Below are 19,487 nucleotides of genomic sequence, written 5' to 3'. Positions count from 1 at the left end.
GCCTGTCGGGGGGTGTCGCCGCGGCGTCCGCCCAGGGCGGAGTCCGGCGGCGAGACGTTTGCACTCTCCGGGGGCGAGTGCCAAGATTGGGGTTAGCACTCATCCCGTCCGACTGCTAAGTCGCGGCGCTCGCCGACCGAGGCGACGTCGTGATCGGCGCCGGAGGGGATGCGGACACCTCCCTCACCGCGGTGAGCGCTCGGGGCGGGACACGGCGCGGAAGCGCCGGACCCGATCACGGGCGCGGCCGTCGCGGGCGCCGCGGTGGAGGAACTCCCCGAACCATCGTCCAGGAGGGACGCACGCCGACATGGCCAAACTGATTGCTTTCGATGAAGAGGCTCGCCGCGGGCTCGAGAAGGGCCTGAACACCCTGGCGGACGCCGTCAAGGTCACCCTGGGGCCGCGCGGGCGCAACGTCGTGCTCGAGAAGAAGTGGGGCGCTCCCACGATCACCAACGACGGCGTGTCCATCGCCAAGGAGATCGAGCTCGAGGACGCCTACGAGAAGATCGGCGCCGAGCTGGTCAAGGAGGTCGCCAAGAAGACCGACGACATCGCCGGTGACGGCACCACCACCGCGACCGTCCTCGCCCAGGCTCTGGTGCGCGAGGGACTGCGCAACGTGGCCGCCGGTGCCGATCCGCTGTCCCTGAAGCGCGGCATCGAGAAGGCCGTGGAGGCCGTGACCGCCGAGCTGCTGGGCTCCGCCAAGGAGATCGAGACCGAGGAGCAGATCGCCGCGACCGCCTCCATCTCCGCCGGTGACCCGGAGATCGGCAAGCTCATCGCCCAGGCGATGGAGAAGGTCGGCAAGGAAGGCGTCATCACCGTCGAGGAGTCCAACACCTTCGGCCTCGAGCTGGAGCTGACCGAGGGCATGCGCTTCGACAAGGGCTTCCTCTCCGGCTACTTCGTCACCGACGCGGACCGCCAGGAGGCCGTGCTCGAGGATCCCTACATCCTCATCGTCAACTCCAAGATCTCCAACGTGAAGGACCTCGTCCCCGTGCTGGAGAAGGTCATGCAGTCCGGCAAGCCGCTGCTGATCATCGCCGAGGACGTCGAGGGCGAGGCCCTGGCCCTGCTGGTGCTGAACAAGATGCGCGGGTCCATCAAGTCCGTGGCTGTGAAGGCCCCCGGCTTCGGCGACCGCCGCAAGGCCCAGCTGGCCGACATCGCGATCCTCACCGGCGGCCAGGTCATCACCGAAGAGGTCGGGCTCTCCCTGGAGACCGCGACCCTCAACGAGCTGGGCCAGGCCCGCAAGGTCGTCGTCACCAAGGACGAGACCACCATCGTGGACGGGGCCGGCGCCCAGGAGCAGATCGAGGGCCGGGTCTCCCAGATCCGCGCCGAGATCGCCAACACCGACTCCGACTACGACCGCGAGAAGCTGCAGGAGCGCCTGGCGAAGCTGGCCGGCGGCGTGGCCGTGCTCAAGGCCGGTGCCGCCACCGAGGTGGAGCTGAAGGAGCGCAAGCACCGCATCGAGGACGCCGTGCGCAACGCCAAGGCCGCGGTGGAGGAGGGCATCGTCGCCGGCGGCGGCGTCGCCCTGATCCAGGCCGGGGTCAAGGCCTTCGAGACCCTGCAGGTCACCGGGGACGAGGAGACCGGCGCGAACATCGTCAAGGTCGCTGTGGACGCCCCGCTGAAGCAGATCGCCGCCAACGCCGGGCTGGAGCCGGGCGTGGTCGCGGACAAGGTCCGCCACCTGGAGCCCGGCCACGGGCTCAACGCCGCCACCGGCGAGTACGAGGACCTGATGGCCGCGGGCATCAACGACCCGGTCAAGGTCACCCGCTCCGCCCTGCAGAACGCCGCGTCCATCGCGGGCCTGTTCCTGACCACCGAGGCCGTCGTCGCGGACAAGCCGGAGAAGAACTCCGGTGCCGACGCCGCCGCCGGCATGGACGGGATGGGCGGCATGGGCGGCATGATGTAGCCACCCGCGCACCGCGCGTCGCTTCCGGGCCCCGCTCGTCCCCTCCCCACGCGGGAGGGGTCGGGCGGGGCCCGGTCGCGTCCGCGTTCCTGACGTGGACAGTAGACTCGACCACGCCATGCACTGCGACTACTACGACGCCGGACTCTGCCGCTCCTGCACCCGCATGAACGAGCCGTATCCGGCGCAGCTGGCCGACAAGCAGGAGCGGCTGCGGCAGCTGCTGGCCCCGCACCGGCCCGAGGCGTGGCTGGAGCCGGTGCCCAGCCCGGAATCCGGGTTCCGCAACAAGGCCAAGATGGTCGTCAGCGGCACCGTCGAGCGCCCGCTGCTGGGCATCCTGGACCGGGAGGGACACGGCATCGATCTCACCGGCTGCGGCCTGTACCCGCCGCAGCTGCTGGCCGCGATGCCCGCCCTGCGCCGGATCATCGGCGAGTTCGGGCTGACCCCCTACGACGTCCCGGCCCGCCGCGGGGAGCTGAAGCACCTGCTGCTGACCATCTCCCCGGACGGTGAGCTGCTGCTGCGCTTCGTCCTGCGCTCCAAGAAGCACCTCGTGCCCCTCAAGCGGGGCCTGCCCCGCATCCTGGAGCTGCTGCCCGCCGCTCGCGTGGTCTCCGTGAACATCCAGCGGGAGCACCAGGCCATCCTGGAGGGCCCCGAGGAGATCACCCTGACCGAGCAGGCCACCCTGCCGATGCGCCTGAACGGCATCCCCCTGGCCCTGCGGCCCCAGGGCTTCTTCCAGACCAACTCGCACATCGCCGCGGCGCTGTACCGCCAGGGCGCGGACTGGTTCGCCGACTCCGGGGCGGGCGGCCTCTGGGACCTGTACTGCGGCGTCGGCGGCTTCGCCCTGCACGCCGCGCGCCGGGTTCCCGGGGCGCGGGTGCTGGGCCTGGAGATCAGCGAGCAGGCGGTCGCCGCGGCGCGGACCACGGCCGCGGACCTCGGGCTGGAACGGGTGCGCTTCACCGCGGGGGACGCGACGGGCATCGCCACCGGCATCGCGGCGGGTGCCGGACGCCGGGCCCCGGAGGCGCTGGTGGTCAACCCGCCGCGCCGAGGCCTGGGGCCGGAGCTGGCCGCCTGGATCGAGGGGTCCGGCATCCCCACCGTGATCTACTCCAGCTGCCACGCCCCGAGCCTGGTCCGGGACCTGTCGGCGATGCCGTCCCTGAGCGCGCGGCGGGCGCGGCTGTTCGACATGTTCCCGCAGACCGATCACGCCGAGACCATGGTCCTGCTCAGCCGCAGGTGATCCGGCATTGACCAGGAAGTTAGGTGTGACTACGTTGGGGAGGGCTCCGCGTCGGGGCCCCGAGACACGAAGGAGCCCCATGCCCCTACCCACCATCCCCGCCTACACCCTGCCGCAGGATCGGCCCGCCGCCGCCGTCGACTGGACCGCGGACCCCACCCGCAGCGCCCTGCTGGTCCACGACATGCAGAGCTACTTCATCGACGCCTTCCAGAGCGGGGAGGACGGCGCGGAGGGCGAGGCCGGCGAGGGCTCGGCGCAGGGCGAGGCGGCCCCGGTCGGCGCGGCGCAGATCGACGTGGCGGTGGGCCGCATCGCCGCTCTGCTGGAGACCGCCCGCAAGGCGGGGATCCCCATCGTCTACACCGCTCAGCCGCCGCGGCAGGACCTGGCCGACCGGGCCCTGCTCACCGACTTCTGGGGGACCGGGCTGAGCACCGACGCCCAGGCGCGGATCATCGACGAGCTCGCCCCCGCCGAGGGGGACATCGTCCTGCCCAAGTGGCGCTACTCCGCGTTCATGCGCTCGACCCTGCGCGAGCAGCTGCTGGCCCGGGGCCGGGACCAGCTGGCGATCACCGGGGTGTACGCGCACATCGGGTGCCTGGCCACCGCCCTGGACGCCTTCATGCTGGACGTCCAGGCCTTCCTCGTCGCCGACGCGCTCGCGGACTTCACCCGCGAGGACCACGTGCGGGCCCTGGACTACGCCGCCGGCCGCTGCGCCCGCGTGCAGGACACGGCCGAGATCCTGGCCTCCTGGCAGGATGCCCAAGATGAGCAGGGCCAGGGGGTCAGCCGATGAGCGCGGTCCTCGTCACCGGAGCCGCCGGCGGGATCGGCAGCCAGGTGGTCAGGCTGCTGGCCGAGGACGGGCACCACGTGTGGGCCGCGGACCGGGTCATGCCGGATCCGCAGGGCTGGTCCGACCCCGAGCGCATCACCCCGGCCGTCCTGGACGTCTCCGCCGAGCGCGACGTCGTTGACCTGCTGCGCGGGATCGAGGAGTCCGGGCAGCAGCTGACCGGGGCGGTCCACGCCGCCGGCATCGTGCACGCCGCCCCGCTGCTGGAGACCTCCGTGCGGGAGTGGGACGAGATCCTGGCCGTCAACGCCCGGGCGGTGTTCCTCGTGCTGCGTGAGAGCGCGGGCCTGATGATCCGGCAGCGTGCGCAGGACCCGGGCAACCGACGCGGGATCGTGACCATCAGCTCCAACGCCGGGCGCGTGCCGCGCACCGAGTTCGGGGCCTACGGGGCCTCCAAGGCCGCCGCGACGTCGGTGACCCGCAGCTTCGGCCTGCAGCTGGCCCGCCACGGCATCCGCTGCAACGCGGTCAGCCCCGGCACCACCCGCACCCCCATGGTCACCTCCGGCTGGGACGGCGAGGACCGCAGCGCCGTGCCCGTGGCCGGCAGTCCCGAGGACTTCCGCCTCGGCATCCCCCTGGGCCGCATCGCCGAGCCCGCGGATATCGCCGAGGTGGCCCGCTTCCTCGTCTCCGAGCGGGCCCGGCACGTGAGCCTGCAGGACGTGGTGGTCGACGGCGGGGCGACCTTCTGATGCCCGGCCTCGAGCCCGCACACTTCTCCACCACCGGATCGGAGGATCCCATGAGCCCCACCCTGCCCGCCTTCTGCATGAGCACCCCCTGGGGGCGGGTGCGCGGGGAGGACCCGCTGACCGGGTTGCCCGAGGCGCAGGCGCTGGCCGCGGCCGCCGAGCACGGCACCGCCGTGGCGGGGCTGCTGCCCTTCCATCCCGTACAAGAGCCCCTGCTGCTGGTGCCGCGCCGCTGGGAGCGCACCCCCGCGCAGGACTCCCGTCCGGGGGACCCAGAGCCGACGGCACAGGCCGCCGCCCTGCCCGCTCCCCGCGCGGTGCACGGGCTGGACAGCCCCGCCTTCCGGGAGGTGGTGGCCGCCGCCGTCGCCCGCCTGCACGACGGGCAGCTGGAGAAGATCGTCCTGTCCCGGCTGCTGCGGCTGGACTACGACGCCGCGGCCCCACTGGATCCGGCCGCCGTGCATCGCAACCTGCTCGCCCAGCACCCCCGGGCTTACGTCTTCGCCTGTCGCGACCCCCGGGCGGGGGAGGGCCAGGAGGCCGAGACCCCGTGGCACCTGGGCGCCAGCCCCGAGCTGGTCATGTCCGTGCGGGACGGGGTGTGCACCACGCACCCGCTGGCCGGCTCTGCCAGCCGCGCCGGGGCCCGCGACGCCACGGAGGACGTGCAGATCGGGGAGCAGCTGATGCGCTCGCCCAAGGATCGGGGCGAACACGCGACCGTGATCCAGGACATCGCCCGCCGCCTGGATCCGCTGTGCGAGGAGCTGGACGTGCCGGCCGCCCCCTCCCTGTTGGCCACCCCGCAGCTGTGGCACCTGGGCACCCGGATCACGGGGCGGCTGAAGCCCGGCGTCACCGCGCTGGATGCGGCCCGGGCCATCCACCCGACCCCGGCGATCTGCGGCAGCCCGCGGGACATCGCCCTGCGGATGATCGAGGAGCTGGAGCCGCACCGCCGCGGCTTCTTCGGCGGGCTGGTGGGCTGGTGCGGCCCGGACGGCGACGGCGAGTGGGCCCTGAACCTGCGCAGCGCCCGGGTGGGCGCGCGCCGGGCCGTGCTGTTCGCCGGGGCCGGCATCGTGGAGGGCTCCACCCCCGACGGCGAGCACGCGGAGACCGGGACCAAGCTCTCCACGTTCCTGGCCGCCCTGGGGCTGGATGCCCGGGCCCGCCCGGTGCGGTAGGAGTCGGTAGAATCCGGACCCATGACCCCCGAGGCTTCCCCCACCCGTTCCGCATCCGCTGCCGAGACCGCCGGGGAGGGGCGGCCGCTGGTGGCCGCCGCGGACGGCTCCGCCCTGGGCAACCCCGGCCCGGCCGGGTGGGCCTGGTACGTGGATGAGGACACCTGGGAGGCCGGGGGCTGGCCGCACGGGACCAACAACATGGGCGAGCTCAAGGCCGTGCTGGCCCTGCTGGAGGCCACCGCGGATCAGCCGGGGCGCCCGCTGCGGATCCTGTGCGACAGCCAGTACGCGATCAACTGCATCACCCGGTGGATGCCCGGCTGGAAGCGCAACGGGTGGCGGAAGAAGGACCGCAAGCCGGTGCTGAACCGGGACCTGCTCGAGGCGCTCGACGCCGCGATGCAGGGTCGGCGCTGCGAGTTCGAGTGGGTCAAGGGCCACGCCGGGCACGCGCTGAACGAAGCCGCCGATGCCCGCGCCCGGGCCGCGGCCACCGCCTATCAGCGCGGGCGCGAACCCGAGCGCGGTCCCGGCTTCCCCTCCGGAGACCGCGCCCGGGCGGGCGCGCCCGCCTCGCAGGCGGCAGCCTCGGCGCGGGATGCCTCCGCGACGCCGGGGAGCGGACTCACCCGGTCGCAGGAAACCCGCGCCGACGCCTCGGCCGGCACCGCCGTCGTCGATGGCTCGGTCGACACCGCCGTCGCTGGCAGGACCGTGGCAGACGGGTCTGCCTCCGACGCCGACGGGACTGCCCCCGCCGCCGACCTCGACGTCGTCCGGCGCCTCGAGGCGGCCCTGGGCCGGCCGCAGCTGCACGAGGATCCGCGGGCCCTGGGGCGGCACCTGCATCCCGACCTGACCTGGGTGACCCGGCGGGGACGGGTCGCGGATCGCGAGACCGCGCTGCGCTACCCGCAGCAGGCCTTCGCCCAGGACACCGACCCGGAGCCGCTGCGCGCCCTGCGCCCGGACCCGGACTCCGTGCTGCTGATCAGTCGGGCCGCCGGGCGCCGGGGCCCCCTGCTGCGCTCCAGCCTGTGGACCCGGGCCGGGGCAGAGCAGGAGGGCCCCGGGTGGCGGCTGCTGCTGCGCCAGGACACCCCCGAGGACTGACCCGACCCGGCAGGCGGGGCCGGTGCCCGCGCGAGGCAGCGGGAGCCCGGGACCCCGAACTCGGATGAGCCTGCCCCGAGCCGGAGCATCCGTGCCCGGCGCGCCCGAGGGCAGCGCCCGTCCGGGTCAGCCGATGAACATCGCGGCGTTGGCGGCCTCCGTGTCGGCGTAGTTGACCCCGGCGTGGGACAGGGCCGTGTTGATCTCGCCGATGGACTGCTCCACCTGCGCCTGGGTGGCCCGCCAGTGGGTGAGCACCTCCTGGAAGTTCACCGACGCGGAGCCGGTCCAGGAGCTCTGCAGATCCTGCAGCGAGGCGGTCATGCCGTTGACCTCGGAGGTGATGCGCTCCATGAAGCCGCGGGCTTCGGCGGTCTTGGTGGCGATGATCTCGGAATCGACGACGAAACGGGCCATGATGGTCTCCTTCGAACGGCGCCCGGCGGAGGTTCCGCGGGGCGGGCGGTGAGCCGCCGATCGGCGTGCCCATGCCCAGGAGACTAGGCCGACAGGCGAGTCCCCGAACCGCTTCGGACCCCGCAGCACCGGGGTTCTGTGGAGAACCCCGCGATCATTCCCTGATCTCCCCCGAATGGGGATCCAGGGCGGCGCCGTCGGCGTCGGTGCGCAGCTGCGGGATCCGCACGACCATGCTCGTCCCGCCGCCCGGGGTCTGCTCGACGCGCACCGTGCCGTGGTGCTGGTCCACGATCGCCGCGACGATGGCCAGGCCCAGCCCCGTCCCGCCCGTCTCCCGGGTCCGGGAGGTGTCCGCCCGGTAGAAGCGCTGGAAGACCTTCTCCGCCTCCTCGCCCTCGATGCCGGGGCCGTGGTCCACGACCTTCAGCACCGAGACGAAGCCGCCGTCGATGCCGGGCTGCACGCCCACCGCCAGCTCGATCGGGCTGCTTGCCGGGGTGTAGCGGATCGCGTTGGTCACGAGGTTCGCCAGGACCTGGCGCAGCCGGGCCTCGTCGCCGAAGACCGGGGCGGGCAGGGCCGGGCCGTCCTCCAGCCCCACCACCCGCACCACCCGGTCCGGGGCGCTGGCCTCGGCGTCGTCCGCGGCGTCCTGGGCCAGCTCCATCAGATCCACCCGCTGGGACTCGCCCGGTCGGTTTTCGTCCAGGCGGGCCAGCATCAGCAGGTCCTCCACGAGACGGCCCATCCGCACGGATTCCGCCTCGATCCGGCTCATCGCCTTGGCGATGTCCTCCTCGCTCTGCAGCGCGCCGTGCCGGTACAGCTCCGAGTACCCGCGGATCGTGACGAGGGGCGTGCGCAGCTCGTGGGAGGCGTCCCCGACGAATCGGCGCATCTTCACCTCCGAGCGCTTGCGGGCGTCGAAGGCCTCCTCGATGCGGGTCAGCATCACGTTCAGGGACATGGACAGCCGCCCCAGCTCGGTGCGCGGGTTGTACCGCTCGATGCGCTGGGACAGGTCCCCGGCGGCGATCCGCGCGGCGGTGCGCTCCACCCGGGCCAGCGGCTCGAAGGCGCGGGTGACCAGCACCCACCCCAGGGCGATGGCGGCCAGCAGCGTCGCCAACCCGAAGGCCAGGGTCAGCATGCCCACCAGCGCCACGGTCTGCTCCACCCGGTTCAGGGGGGAGGCGACGATCATGGACTTGTCCGTGCCGGACAGGGAGAAGGGCGTGATCCGCCACTGCGTGCCCCCGCCCACCCCGGGCACGGTGAAGCCCTGGCCGGAGAAGCGGTCCACGGTGTCGTGGGTCCATCCCGTGAGCACGGGGGTGGAGTCCAGGTGGGAGGTGTTCGCGGAGTCCACCAGGTTGCCGTCGGCATCCAGCAGGTAGGCGGCGTACTGCGAATCCTGCGCGGAATCGTCCCCGCCGCTGCGCTGACCCAGGGAGCGGGCCAGAGAGGAGGCGTTGGCGGACATGTCCGAGTCCATCTGGGAGACCAGCTGAGCGCGCAGCGCGGAGATGGACACCAGGCCCATCACCGCGATGGCCAGGACCAGCAGCAGCCCGGTCAGCATGACCAGCTGGGTGCGCAGGGACAGCGCCCCCAGCCGGGAGTTGCGGACCCGATCGGTGACGGCGGACACGGAAGGCTAGTGCTTGGAGGTGCGCAGCAGGTAGCCCACGCCGCGCTTGGTGTGGATCAGGGCCGGCTGGGTCTTGTCGTTGTCGATCTTCCGGCGCAGGTAGGAGATGTAGGACTCCACGATGGAGGCATCCCCGTTGAAGTCGTACTCCCACACGTGGTCCAGGATCTGCGCCTTGGACAGCACCCGGTTGGGGTTGAGCATGAGGTAGCGCAGCAGCTTGAACTCGGTGGGGGATAGGTCGATCTCCCGGTCCCCGCGGAAGACCTCGTGGGCGTCGTCGTCCAGGACCAGGTCCTCCACGCGCAGCCGGGAGTCCTCCTCCAGCGCCTGGGTGCGCCGCAGCACCGCGCGGATGCGGGCCACGACCTCGTCCAGGCTGAACGGCTTGGTCACGTAATCATCGCCGCCGACGGTCAGGCCCGTGACCTTGTCCTCGGTGTCGTCCTTGGCGGTGAGGAAGAGGATCGGGAACACCAGCCCGGTCGCGCGGATCCGGCGGGTCACGGTGAAGCCGTCCATGTCGGGGAGCATCACGTCCAGCACCGCCAGGTCCGGTGTCTCCGCGGTGGCCTTGTCCAGGGCCTCGCGTCCGTTGGAGGCGGTGACCACCTCGAATCCGGCGAAGCGCAGGGAGGTCGCCAGCAGCTCGAGGATGTTGGGCTCGTCGTCGACGACCAGGAGTTTGGCTTCAGGCTGTGTCTTCTTCACGCTGGTCAGTGTCCCGCAGGTCCCTGGGGGATTCCTGAGCGTCTCTCGGATATCCGCTGCGAGCGGCTCGGGCGGGTTCCGGGCGCTGTCAGACCCGACGACGACGCCGCACGGCCAGGATCAGCGCGGCCATCAGCAGCAGGAACGCCACGGGCAGCATCAGCAGCGGGATCTGGCTGATGACGGGCCACGGGTGGGCGCCGAAGGCCTTGGCCACCAGCATCCCGACGCCGACCAGGGCCGCCAGCACCCCGAGGATCCCGCCGGCCGCGGCGGTCACCGCGACGGCGCGCGAGTCGTCCCCTTCCCGTCGGGGGGAGGGGGTGGGGGCGGCGGGCTGCGGTGAGGCGGAGCGGGTCATGGGCACCACGGTACCGTGCGGCGCGCGCCCCGGCCCACGGCGAACGCCCGGGACGGGGACCCTGCCGCCCTGTATGATCGACACCGATACTGACGTTTCGCGCCGCACGCCGCCCGGTCCGCCGGTCCCGCCGAAGGGACCCGCGAGGATGCACCGGTCGAGGGCGGCGGCGCGCCCCGCCCGGACGGCGCCGGGGAACCCGACGCGCCGTCGCGTCCCCGCCGGGGAGCGCCTCGGGGCCTCCCCGCGCCCCGACACCGATGCAGCGAAGGAAGCAGACCATGCCCACCGGAAAAGTGAAGTGGTACGACGAGCAGAAGGGCTTCGGGTTCGTGGCCGCCGAGGACGGCCAGGAGGTCTTCCTGCCGGCCTCCGCCCTGCCCACCGGAGCGAAGGTGCGCGCCGGGACCCGCCTGGAGTTCGGCATCGCCGAGGGTCGCCGCGGCGCCCAGGCGCTGTCCGCGCGCGTCCTGGATCGGATGCCCTCCTCGGTCAAGAACCACCGCAAGCCCGCCGAGGAGATGGCGGTGATCACCGAGGACCTGATCAAGCTGCTGGACGGGGTCTCCAACACCCTGCGGCGCGGCCGCTACCCGGATCGCGCGGTCGGGCGCAAGACCGCCTCGATCCTGCGCACCGTCGCCGACGAGCTGGACGCGTGAGCCCGATGGCCGAGCGCACCGACGCGCAGGAGAGCACACAGACACCCGAGGCCCAGCCGCTGCTGGGCGATGCCGCCAAGCCCCGGCGTCGGCGCCGCTCCACCCCCGATGAGGTGCTGGCCGCCGCCGTGGACACCGCCCGCGCCGGGATCCTGGAGATCACCGACGCCTCGACCCTCGGCGAGGGCCACGAGGTGCGCGGGGAGGAGGATCGTCTCTCCACCCACCTGTTCGAGTGCACGCTGAAGGGCTACCGCGGCTGGAGCTGGTTCGCCACGCTCTCCCGGGCCCCGCGGTCCAAGACCGCGACCGTGTGCGAGGTGGGCCTGCTGCCCGGACCCGATGCCCTGCTCTCCCCGGAGTGGGTGCCCTGGTCCGAGCGGGTGCGCCCCGAGGAGCTGGCAGCGCAGCGCAAGGCCGATCAGGGGACCGCCGCTCAGGGCGGCGCCGCGCAGGACGGCGCCGAGTCGACCGAGCAGTCGGCCGACGAGCAGGAGACCCCCGCGCAGGACGCCGCCGATGGTGAGGGCTCCGAGCAGGGCCGCCGGACCGAGGCGGGCGCCGCCGAGGCGACCTCCCAGCAGCACAGCACCGAGACCCAGACCGCCGGGCGGTGAGCCATCCCGGGTCCGCGGACCCGGGTCGAGAGGAGAGGTGAGGGCACACGAGCACCACCACAGCCGAGACCGCCGGCGGAGGCACCTTCCGCTCCCTGCGCGTGCGCAACTACCGCATCTGGTTCGCCGGGGCGCTGGTGTCCAACGTGGGCACGTGGATGCAGCGCATCGGCCAGGACTGGCTGGTGTTCAACTCCCTGTCCCACGAGGACTCCACCGCGATGGGCATCGTCACGGCCCTGCAGTTCGTGCCCCAGCTGTTCCTCGCCCCCTACGCCGGGGTGCTGGCGGACCGCCTGGACCGGCGTCGCGTGCTGTTCTGGACCCAGGGGGCTCAGGCCCTGCTGGGGCTGGGCCTGGGGCTGCTGGTGCTCTCCGGCCACGCCCAGATGTGGCACGTCTACATCTTCGCCCTGGCCCTGGGGGTGGTCACCGCCCTGGACACCCCGGTGCGCCAGACCTTCGTCTCCAACCTCGTCCCGGACCGGGACCTGCCCAACGCGGTCGCGCTGAACTCCACCTCCTTCAACGTCGCGCGCATGCTCGGTCCGGCCGTGGCCGGGGTGCTGGTGGCCGCGGTCGGGCCCGGCTGGTTGTTCCTGATCAACACGGTGACGTTTCTGGCGATGATCCTCGCGATCGCGCGCATCGACGTCGCCAGGCTGCGGCCCATGCCCCGGGTCTCCCGGGAGGACACCCGGATGCGCGAGGGCCTGGCCTACATCCGACGCCGCCCGGACATCCTCGCGGTGATCGTCGGGGCGTTCCTGGTGGGCACCTTCGGGATGAACTCAGCGATCAACATCGCCGCGATGGCCACCAGCGAGTTCGGCTACGGGGCGGATCAGTTCGGCTTCCTCTCCTCCACGATGGCCATCGGCTCCGTGACCGGCACGCTCATGGCCGCCCGCCGGGACCGTCCCCGGCTGCGCTTCATCTTCGGCTCCGCCGGCGCCTTCGGGCTGACCTGCCTGGCGGGGGCGCTGGCCCCCAACGTGATCGTCTTCGCGGTGGTGCTGGTGCCGATGGGCCTGGCCGCGCTGACCTTCATTACCTCGGCCAACGCCTACGTGCAGGTCACCACCCGCCCCTCGATGCGCGGGCGGGTGCTGAGCATCTACATGGCCGTGTTCCTCGGTGGCACGCCCATCGGGGCGCCGCTGGTGGGCCTGGTCAACGACGTCATGGGGGCCCGCTGGGGCCTGGGCGTGGCTGTGGTGGCCGGGCTGCTCACCGCCCTGGTGGGCCTGGTCTGGTACTGGCGCTCGCAGGAGCTGCACCTGACCTTCGACCGCTCCCGGCGCGGCTTCTGGCGCGTGGAGCGCGAAGAGGAGGAGCCGGAGCTGGGCCCGGCCACCCACCCGATCACCGCGGCCCTGGAGATCCAGGAACCTCGGTGACCCGGGCACATCCCGGGCGGGGTTTCAGAGGATCTGCTCGAGGATGCGATCGATGCAGGCCAGCAGCGCCTGCACATCCGCCGGCTCGATCGCGGTGAACGTCGCGATGCGCAGCTGGTTGCGCCCCAGCTTCCGGTACGGCTCCACATCCACGACGCCGTGCGCGCGCAGGATCCCCGCGATCCGGGCGGCGTCCACGGCGTCGTCGAAGTCCACCGTGGTGATCACCGTGGAGCGGTCCTGCTCCCGGGCCACGAACGGGCGGGCCACCTCGCTGGCCTCGGCCCAGGCGTAGACCAGGTCCGAGGACTCCCGGGTGCGCGCGGCCGCCCAGGCCAGGCCACCCTGGTCGTTGATCCAGGAGATCTGCTCGGCCAGCATCACCAGTGTGGCGATCGCCGGGGTGTTGTAGGTCTGGTTCTTCCGGGAGTTGGCCACCGCGGTGCTCAGATCCAGGGAGGCCGGGGTCCAGCGCCCGGCGGCGCTGATCCGTTCGATCCGCTCGAGTGCCGCGGGGGACAGCGCGGCCACCCACAGTCCGCCGTCGGAGGCGAAGTTCTTCTGCGGGGAGAAGTAGTAGGCATCCGTGCTGGCCACCTCCGCGGCCATCCCGCCGGCGGCCGAGGTCGCGTCGATCAGCAGCAGCTGGTCCGGGGTGAGGAAGTCGGGACGCCGGGTGGGGGCGGCGACTCCCGTGGAGGTCTCGTTCTGCGGCCAGGCATAGACGTCGGCCCCCTCCACCGGGCGCGGGTCCGGGCGGGTGCCGGGCTGTGCGGTGATGATCTCCGAGGCCCCCAGGTGCGGGGCGGCGTCGGTGGCGTGGGCGAACTTGGCGCCGAACTCCCCGAAGCTCAGGTGCGCGGCCCGCTCGCGGACCAGCTGGAAGGTCGCGGCGTCCCAGAAAGCGGTGGCCCCGCCGTTGCCCAGCACCACCTCGTGTCCCTCGGGCAGCTCGAACAGCTGGGTGAGTCCCTCCCGGATCTGCCCCACCAGCCGGCGCACCGGGGCCTGCCGGTGGGAGGTGCCCAGCAACGTGGTGCCGGCGCGTTCGACGGCGCGCACCTGCTCGGGGCGGACCTTGGACGGGCCCGCGCCGAAGCGTCCGTCGCGCGGGAGGATCTCGGGGGGCAGGGTCGGTTCGGCGGTCACGATGGCTCTCTTCGCTCGGGGGACGCGCCCCGAGGCCGGCCGTGGGGCCGAAGAGGGGCGACGGTGACCCTCCCCATTGTGGCCCGCCGGACCCGGGGGCGTCCTCCCGCGGTGAAAGATGGCCGGATGCTGGACGGGGCCGAAGGGCCGACCGCTTAGGATGGACGCATCACACACACCGTCCGCCCGTCCGCAGCGCAGAAGGGACACTCGCGTCCATGTCCGACCTGATCGACACCACGGAGATGTATCTCCGCACCATCCTGGAGCTGGAGGAGGAGGGCATCACCCCGATGCGCGCGCGCATCGCCGAGCGCCTGGACCACTCCGGCCCCACCGTCTCCCAGACCGTCGCCCGGATGGAGCGCCACGGCCTGGTCCACGTGGAGAAGGACCGCTCCCTGTCGCTGACCCAGGAGGGTCGGGAGAAGGCCGTGGCCGTGATGCGCAAGCACCGGCTGGCCGAGCGGCTGCTGGCCGACGTCATCGGCCTGGACTTCGCCCACGTGCACGACGAAGCCTGCCGCTGGGAGCACGTGATGAGCGAGCGGGTGGAGCGCCGGCTCGTCGAGCTGCTGAACTCCCCCAAGTACTCCCCGTACGGCAACGCGATCCCCGGCCTGGAGGTCCTGGGGCTCAGCAGCGAGGCCAACGACCCCAAGACCGTGCCCGTGAGCATCGCCGCGCAGGACGCGGAGGAGACCGACCGGTTCACCGTGGCGCGCCTGCCGGAGACCATCCAGACCGACATCGACCTGCTGCAGCAGTTCTCCCAGGCCGGGATCCACCCCGGCGCGGTGGTGACCATCCAGCCGGTGGAGAGCGCGGTGCGGGTGCGCGCCGAGGGACAGGACCACTCCCTGGACCTGGACGAGTCCGTGAGCACCCACCTGATCCTCAAGCGCGGAGCCTGATCCCGGACCGGTGGCCAAGCTGTACTTCCGCTACGGCGCGATGAACTCCGGCAAGTCCACCGCGCTGCTGCAGGCGGCCTTCAACTACGAGGAGCGGGGCCAGCGGGTCCTGCTGGCCAAGCCCCGGGTGGACACCAAGGGGGAGGGCAGCATCGTCTCCCGGCTCGGGGTGCGGCGGGAGGTCAGCTTCCTGCTGGGCCCGCACGACGACGCCCGCGCGGTATTCGCCCACCACGCCCAGGGGCGGGACGACGGCTCGATGCTGGCCGTGGATCTGCCGCCGGTGGCGTGTCTGCTGGTGGACGAGGCGCAGTTCCTCACCCGCGCCCAGGTGGATGACCTGCTGCGCATCGCGGTGCTGGACGGGGTGCCCGTGCTGGCCTACGGCATCCGCACCGACTTCCGCACCCGCGCCTTCACCGGCTCCGCCCGGCTGCTGGAGGTCGCCCACTCCCTGGAGGAGCTGAAGACCATCTGCCGGTGCGGGCGCAAGGCCCTGTTCAACGGGCGCCGGATCGGGGAGCGGTTCGTGTTCTCCGGCCAGCAGGTGGCCATCGACGGGGCGAGCGTGTCCTACGAGTCCCTGTGCGCCGCCTGCTACCTGCGGGAGACCGGCGGGAGCCTGGGGGACTGAGCCCCGCCGCGGATCACGAAGCGGCGACGTCGGCCGATCCGTCATCGTGACCGAATCGTGATCTTCGGGGTCCGCGCGTGACCCGCGACACCGTGGCGTGGGCCGTTCCGGGTCCGCGAGCCGCCCCTGTGGAGGTGAGATACCCTGCGTGAGGGAATCCACAGGTTTGTTCGCACCGGCCGCGGGGCCGCTCCCACGGCGATCGAGGACTTCTTGCGATGGTCGCGTTTCTCCTGGTCAGCACGGTTTTTCGGGGATCGCGAGCGTGGTCCGTCGTCGACGGCCCAGCCGCTCGCCGGGGCTCGCGGCGGGAACGACGGCGGCCGGTCGTGACCAAAACGTGACTTTTGGTCACGGGTGTGTGTACTCTCGTGGACGTGCCCAGCACTGGTCGAAACGGGCACCTGATGGACGGAGCGCCGAGCTCTGCCGCTGTCCATCAGTACCGAGAACGAACACTGACTTCGGCAGAGGCGGGGGACCCAATCACGGGTTCTTCCCACGCGGAAGAGCCCTCGGGGTTAAGTCGTCCATCCGGACGGCCGGGTGACTCCCATCCGAACCCGACAGCTCACCTCGCAGGCACCAGGGAGGAAGAGAACACCATGGCAAAGAGCACCGCTCGTCACCGCGCAGCCACCCAGTCCCACGCCCTGCGCAACACCGGGATCGCCGCCGCCGCCGGCGCCGTCGTCCTGGGCTCCGTGGCCCCCGCCAACGCCTACGCCGGCGCGGCCACCACCTACACCCAGCCCACCGCGTCCTCCACCCAGTACGCCGCGCAGAACACCTACACCGCGCAGAACACGGTGGACACCTCCGCCAGCACCCAGGCCACCGGCTCCCACGCCAAGATCGTGGCCGACGCCGAGGCCGGCCAGGGCGGCGCCTACGTCTGGGGCGGCAAGTCCTACAAGGCCTGGGACTGCTCCGGCTTCGTCTCCTACGTGTACAAGCAGTCCGGCATCAACCTGACCGCCTACACCCACGCGATGAAGAACGAGCTCAAGCAGACCTCCACCCCGCAGCCGGGCGACATCGTCTTCACCAACGGGTACTCCCACGTGGGCATCTACCTCGGTGATGGCAAGATGATCTCCGCGCTGAACCCGAGCCAGGGCACCCAGATCACCGCCGTCGACGGCGGCGGCATGATGCCCGTGGACGGCTACTTCACCGCCCTGTGATCGCAGCCCTTCCGGGCTGCCGCTAGATCCCGCGAGGCGCCCGACCGGCTGACGCCGCCGGGCGCCTCGCGCGCATCACCCCTCGCACCTCATCTCTTCTTCCGCGGCCATCCCTCGCCGCTGATCGAGCCGCCGCCCGCGCATCGCCGCCCGGGCCCGCGGCTCACCCTCCCTCGCTCCTCCTCCGCAGAAGGATCCCCATGGCCTCCTCCGCCCTGCTGTCCAAGAACTCCGCCCGCGCCGCCGGCGTGCTGACCCTGTCCGGCCTGATGGTCGGCGGCATCGTCCTCGCCCAGGGCGCCGACGCCGCCCCCGAGGTCCAGAACACCGCGCAGGCCACCCCCGTGGCTTCCCTGGACGCGGTGAACACCCCGAGCCAGCATTACGTGCCGGCCAGCCTGGTCCGCCCGGCCGTGGCTCCGAAGTCCCACGAGCAGATCGCCGCCGAGCAGAAGGCCGCGGCCGAGCAGAAGGCCGCCCAGGAGACCGCCCGCCGCGAGGCCGAGGCCGCGCAGAAGAAGGCCGAGGAGCAGGCTGCGCAGCAGCGCGAAGCCGAGCAGCGCCAGGCCGACGAGCAGAAGGCTCAGGAGGAGAAGGCCGAGCAGCAGCGTCAGGAGCAGGCCCAGACCGCCCAGAAGCAGCAGGATGACGCCGCGGCCCCGGTGGTGCAGAACGCCTCCTCCACCACCGCGACCGGCTCCACCCAGCGCTCCACCGGCACCCAGACCCAGGGCTCCTCCGCCCCGGCTTCCTCCTCCGATGACGCCCCGGTGGCCTCCGAGGGCAGCTACAACCGCGACGCCGTCGTGAGGGCCGCCCGCGCCCAGCTGGGCCGGCAGCAGGACTGCACCGCGCTGGTGACCAACTCCCTGCGCGCGGCCGGGATCAACTTCCACGGCTGGCCGAAGGACTACCTGAGCCTGGGTCACACCGTCTCGGCCTCCGAGGCCAAGCCCGGCGACATCATCTACTACGCCTCCAACGGCTTCGGCGGCTCCCACGTGGCCATCTACCTGGGCAACGGCCGCGCCATCCACGGCGGCTGGGAGGGCGGGACCACCGCCGAGTTCTCCGCCTACCTGCCCGCGGCCTCCGCTCCCGTGTTCATCCACGTGGACCGGTGAGCACCCGCCCCGCGTCCGGCACATATCCGGACGCGGGGCCCGACGCTTTCCTCCCCGGGGTCCCTCCCGCGCCCGGTGCGCGGCACGGATCCCACCCCTTCCGCCCGGGCCCGCGAGGGTCCCTGAGGCGGAGCGCGCAGCGGCTCTCGACGACCAGCGGGAGCCGCTGTCGTCGTCTTCGCCCGACGGCGGGCCCGACTACCATGAGGACCATGCCCACCCAGTTCGAACCCCCGAAGTCCCGCAGCGACCAGGAATTCCTCTACATGGCCGTCGGCATGGTGGCCGGCGCGGTGCCCGGCATCGTCATCGGGCTGCTGCTGTCCCTGAGCCTCGGCAACCCCGCCATGTGGGTCTCGATCGTCGGGGGCGTGGGCATCATCCTGGGGCTGCTGGGCTCCCGAATCCTCTACCGCCGCCGGGGCCGCTGAGCCTCGGGGGCGGACCCTCCCTCCAACTCGGCCAGCTCCCGGTTCACGTTGGCTCGGGCCGCCTCCTCCCACCGCGCCCGCCCCGCGGGGGTCAGGAACACGTGGGGCCCGCCGATCAGCTCCCGCAGGATCATCGCCCGGCGGACGCGGAACTGCCCTTCCGGCACGTGCGCGTACTCTCGGCGCACTCCCTCGACGTAGCGCCGGTAGCGCCCGAGGTCCGCGGCCAGGATCCCCAGGTCCGCGTCATGCAGCGCCGGCCACAGCGGGTCCGCCTCCGCCGAGCGGGCGTGGGCGGCCGTGGCGCGGACCAGGGCGGCCGCCCGGCGCACGGTCTCCGACGACGGTGCCCCCTCGCCCGTCGGCAGGTGCCGCGCCTCCTCCTCCAGGAGGGCGGCGCTGTCCTGCTCATCCGCTCCCGGAGCGCCCCGGTACACGGCGTCGTGGTACCAGGCGGCCAGCGCCAGCACCGTCCGATCCTTCTCCCGCTCGGGGGCCAGCGGCCCGTCGAGGCGCTCCAGGACCTCCCGCAGGTGCACCGAGTCGTGATAGGCCCGATGCTCCTCCTCCCACCGGGCCAGCAGCGCGCCGCCGTGTCCGGCCCAGGCCGGGAAGGCCCGATCCCAGGCGCGCAGCAGCCCCGCGCGGATCCGCTCCGGGCGCTCCCGGGCCGGGATGCGCAGGCCGCTGGCGCGCAGGCGGCGGGTCAGCTGCGCCGCGCTGACCGGCTGAGCCCCCAGCTCGATCAGCTCCTGGCGGCGGTGGGCGGGGACGTCGTAGTGGTCCCGGTCGAAGGCCCGGGGGCTGATCCCCGCGGCCGCCGCCAGCGCGTGCAGCTCGGTGAGATCCCGGTCCGAGACCAGGTGGGAGAAGACGGTGCCGTGGGCCGGCCACAGCGGGGGATCGATCAGCACAGCCATGCCCACCAGTCTGGCACGCGGCCTTCCGGCGGATTCCGCGGGGGAGAGCCCGGGCGGGTAGAGTGGGCATCCGCGCCCTCGTAGCTCAGGGGATAGAGCACGGCTCTCCTAAAGCCGGTGTCGGTGGTTCGAATCCACTCGGGGGCACTCTCCGTCAGCCTCTCGGCGCCTCCGGCGCATCTGCGCGCCCCGGAATCCGACGCCGGATCTCCCGTTCCGCGAAGG

The 19,487-nt window shown here is 72.5% G+C and carries 20 protein-coding genes, 1 tRNA gene and 1 riboswitch; of the genes, 15 read left to right on the top strand and 6 right to left on the bottom strand.

Going from position 1 to position 19,487, the window contains the following annotated elements; translation table 11 throughout:
* Positions 1-310: 310 nt before the first annotated feature.
* The 6 genes from groL to KKR01S_RS08925 all read left to right on the top strand — a co-directional run bounded on the left by groL (position 311) and on the right by KKR01S_RS08925 (position 7,081).
* Positions 311-1,948 (top strand): chaperonin GroEL, encoded by a 1,638-nt coding sequence (groL, locus tag KKR01S_RS08950; protein ID WP_055684251.1) that lies wholly within the window; start codon positions 311-313, stop codon positions 1,946-1,948.
* Between the two features lie 118 nt (positions 1,949-2,066).
* A complete protein-coding gene (gene rlmC / locus KKR01S_RS08945; RefSeq protein ID WP_061225818.1) occupies positions 2,067-3,212 on the top strand; it encodes a 23S rRNA (uracil(747)-C(5))-methyltransferase RlmC in 1,146 nt (381 codons plus the stop codon).
* 79 nt (positions 3,213-3,291) lie between these two features.
* Entirely contained in the window at positions 3,292-4,017 is a 726-nt protein-coding gene (locus tag KKR01S_RS08940) for an isochorismatase family protein (protein WP_058730424.1), read from the top strand.
* On the top strand, positions 4,014-4,775 hold the full coding sequence (locus KKR01S_RS08935; RefSeq protein ID WP_058730423.1) for an SDR family oxidoreductase: 762 nt from the start codon (positions 4,014-4,016) through the stop codon (positions 4,773-4,775). Before KKR01S_RS08940 ends, KKR01S_RS08935 begins: the two co-directional genes overlap by 4 nt.
* A gap of 50 nt (positions 4,776-4,825) precedes the next feature.
* A complete protein-coding gene (locus KKR01S_RS08930) occupies positions 4,826-5,965 on the top strand; it encodes an isochorismate synthase (protein WP_058730435.1) in 1,140 nt (379 codons plus the stop codon).
* Positions 5,966-5,986: 21 nt separating this feature from the next.
* Positions 5,987-7,081: a ribonuclease HI family protein gene (locus tag KKR01S_RS08925; RefSeq protein WP_081046050.1), complete on the top strand. Its 1,095-nt coding sequence runs from the start codon at positions 5,987-5,989 to the stop codon at positions 7,079-7,081.
* 126 nt (positions 7,082-7,207) lie between these two features.
* Here the strand turns inward: KKR01S_RS08925 and KKR01S_RS08920 are convergent, their stop codons facing one another.
* From KKR01S_RS08920 to KKR01S_RS08905, 4 genes are all read right to left on the bottom strand, one after another.
* Positions 7,208-7,498 (bottom strand): WXG100 family type VII secretion target, encoded by a 291-nt coding sequence (locus KKR01S_RS08920; protein ID WP_055684255.1) that lies wholly within the window; start codon positions 7,496-7,498, stop codon positions 7,208-7,210.
* A 154-nt stretch (positions 7,499-7,652) separates the two neighbouring features.
* On the bottom strand, positions 7,653-9,083 hold the full coding sequence (locus KKR01S_RS08915; protein ID WP_061225822.1) for a sensor histidine kinase: 1,431 nt from the start codon (positions 9,081-9,083) through the stop codon (positions 7,653-7,655).
* Between the two features lie 75 nt (positions 9,084-9,158).
* Positions 9,159-9,863 carry a response regulator transcription factor gene (locus KKR01S_RS08910; protein WP_061225817.1) on the bottom strand — a complete coding sequence of 235 codons (705 nt, stop codon included), beginning with the start codon at positions 9,861-9,863 and terminating at the stop codon, positions 9,159-9,161.
* Positions 9,864-9,951: 88 nt separating this feature from the next.
* On the bottom strand, positions 9,952-10,224 hold the full coding sequence (locus tag KKR01S_RS08905) for a hypothetical protein (protein ID WP_061225816.1): 273 nt from the start codon (positions 10,222-10,224) through the stop codon (positions 9,952-9,954).
* 281 nt (positions 10,225-10,505) lie between these two features.
* Between KKR01S_RS08905 and KKR01S_RS08900 the strand changes: the two genes are divergently transcribed.
* The 3 genes from KKR01S_RS08900 to KKR01S_RS08890 all read left to right on the top strand — a co-directional run bounded on the left by KKR01S_RS08900 (position 10,506) and on the right by KKR01S_RS08890 (position 12,903).
* Positions 10,506-10,886, top strand: a complete 381-nt coding sequence (locus KKR01S_RS08900) for a cold-shock protein (protein WP_058730420.1) — start codon at positions 10,506-10,508, stop codon at positions 10,884-10,886.
* 5 nt (positions 10,887-10,891) lie between these two features.
* Positions 10,892-11,503, top strand: coding sequence for a DUF3027 domain-containing protein (locus KKR01S_RS08895; RefSeq protein WP_081101674.1), 612 nt, complete (start codon positions 10,892-10,894; stop codon positions 11,501-11,503).
* A gap of 101 nt (positions 11,504-11,604) precedes the next feature.
* Positions 11,605-12,903, top strand: coding sequence for an MFS transporter (locus tag KKR01S_RS08890; protein WP_244884135.1), 1,299 nt, complete (start codon positions 11,605-11,607; stop codon positions 12,901-12,903).
* A gap of 24 nt (positions 12,904-12,927) precedes the next feature.
* Here KKR01S_RS08890 and serC read toward each other — a convergent pair whose 3' ends face one another.
* Positions 12,928-14,052: a phosphoserine transaminase gene (serC, locus tag KKR01S_RS08885; protein WP_061225815.1), complete on the bottom strand. Its 1,125-nt coding sequence runs from the start codon at positions 14,050-14,052 to the stop codon at positions 12,928-12,930.
* A gap of 218 nt (positions 14,053-14,270) precedes the next feature.
* Between serC and KKR01S_RS08880 the strand changes: the two genes are divergently transcribed.
* The 5 genes from KKR01S_RS08880 to KKR01S_RS08860 all read left to right on the top strand — a co-directional run bounded on the left by KKR01S_RS08880 (position 14,271) and on the right by KKR01S_RS08860 (position 18,342).
* Entirely contained in the window at positions 14,271-14,966 is a 696-nt protein-coding gene (locus tag KKR01S_RS08880; protein ID WP_061225814.1) for an iron-dependent transcriptional repressor DtxR, read from the top strand.
* A 10-nt stretch (positions 14,967-14,976) separates the two neighbouring features.
* Positions 14,977-15,600 (top strand): thymidine kinase, encoded by a 624-nt coding sequence (locus KKR01S_RS08875; RefSeq protein ID WP_055684262.1) that lies wholly within the window; start codon positions 14,977-14,979, stop codon positions 15,598-15,600.
* A gap of 446 nt (positions 15,601-16,046) precedes the next feature.
* A riboswitch (cyclic di-AMP (ydaO/yuaA leader) is annotated at positions 16,047-16,198 on the top strand.
* A gap of 7 nt (positions 16,199-16,205) precedes the next feature.
* A complete protein-coding gene (locus KKR01S_RS08870) occupies positions 16,206-16,787 on the top strand; it encodes a C40 family peptidase (protein ID WP_061225813.1) in 582 nt (193 codons plus the stop codon).
* Between the two features lie 200 nt (positions 16,788-16,987).
* Positions 16,988-17,911, top strand: a complete 924-nt coding sequence (locus KKR01S_RS11150) for a C40 family peptidase (RefSeq protein WP_061225812.1) — start codon at positions 16,988-16,990, stop codon at positions 17,909-17,911.
* A 212-nt stretch (positions 17,912-18,123) separates the two neighbouring features.
* Positions 18,124-18,342, top strand: a complete 219-nt coding sequence (locus KKR01S_RS08860; RefSeq protein WP_061225811.1) for a hypothetical protein — start codon at positions 18,124-18,126, stop codon at positions 18,340-18,342.
* On the opposite strand, the gene KKR01S_RS08855 is transcribed toward KKR01S_RS08860, so the two are convergent.
* Positions 18,321-19,262: a DUF4031 domain-containing protein gene (locus KKR01S_RS08855; RefSeq protein WP_061225810.1), complete on the bottom strand. Its 942-nt coding sequence runs from the start codon at positions 19,260-19,262 to the stop codon at positions 18,321-18,323. The genes KKR01S_RS08860 and KKR01S_RS08855 overlap by 22 nt on opposite strands.
* Positions 19,263-19,336: 74 nt before the next feature.
* Between KKR01S_RS08855 and KKR01S_RS08850 the strand changes: the two genes are divergently transcribed.
* A tRNA-Arg gene (locus KKR01S_RS08850) sits at positions 19,337-19,409 on the top strand.
* Positions 19,410-19,487 lie beyond the last annotated feature (78 nt).

This window comes from Rothia kristinae NBRC 15354, assembly GCF_001570865.1.
GTDB classification, from domain to species: Bacteria; Actinomycetota; Actinomycetes; order Actinomycetales; family Micrococcaceae; genus Rothia; species Rothia kristinae.
The sequence above is the reverse complement of the archived record's forward strand: the minus strand, read 5'-3'. Positions and strand labels throughout refer to the sequence as shown.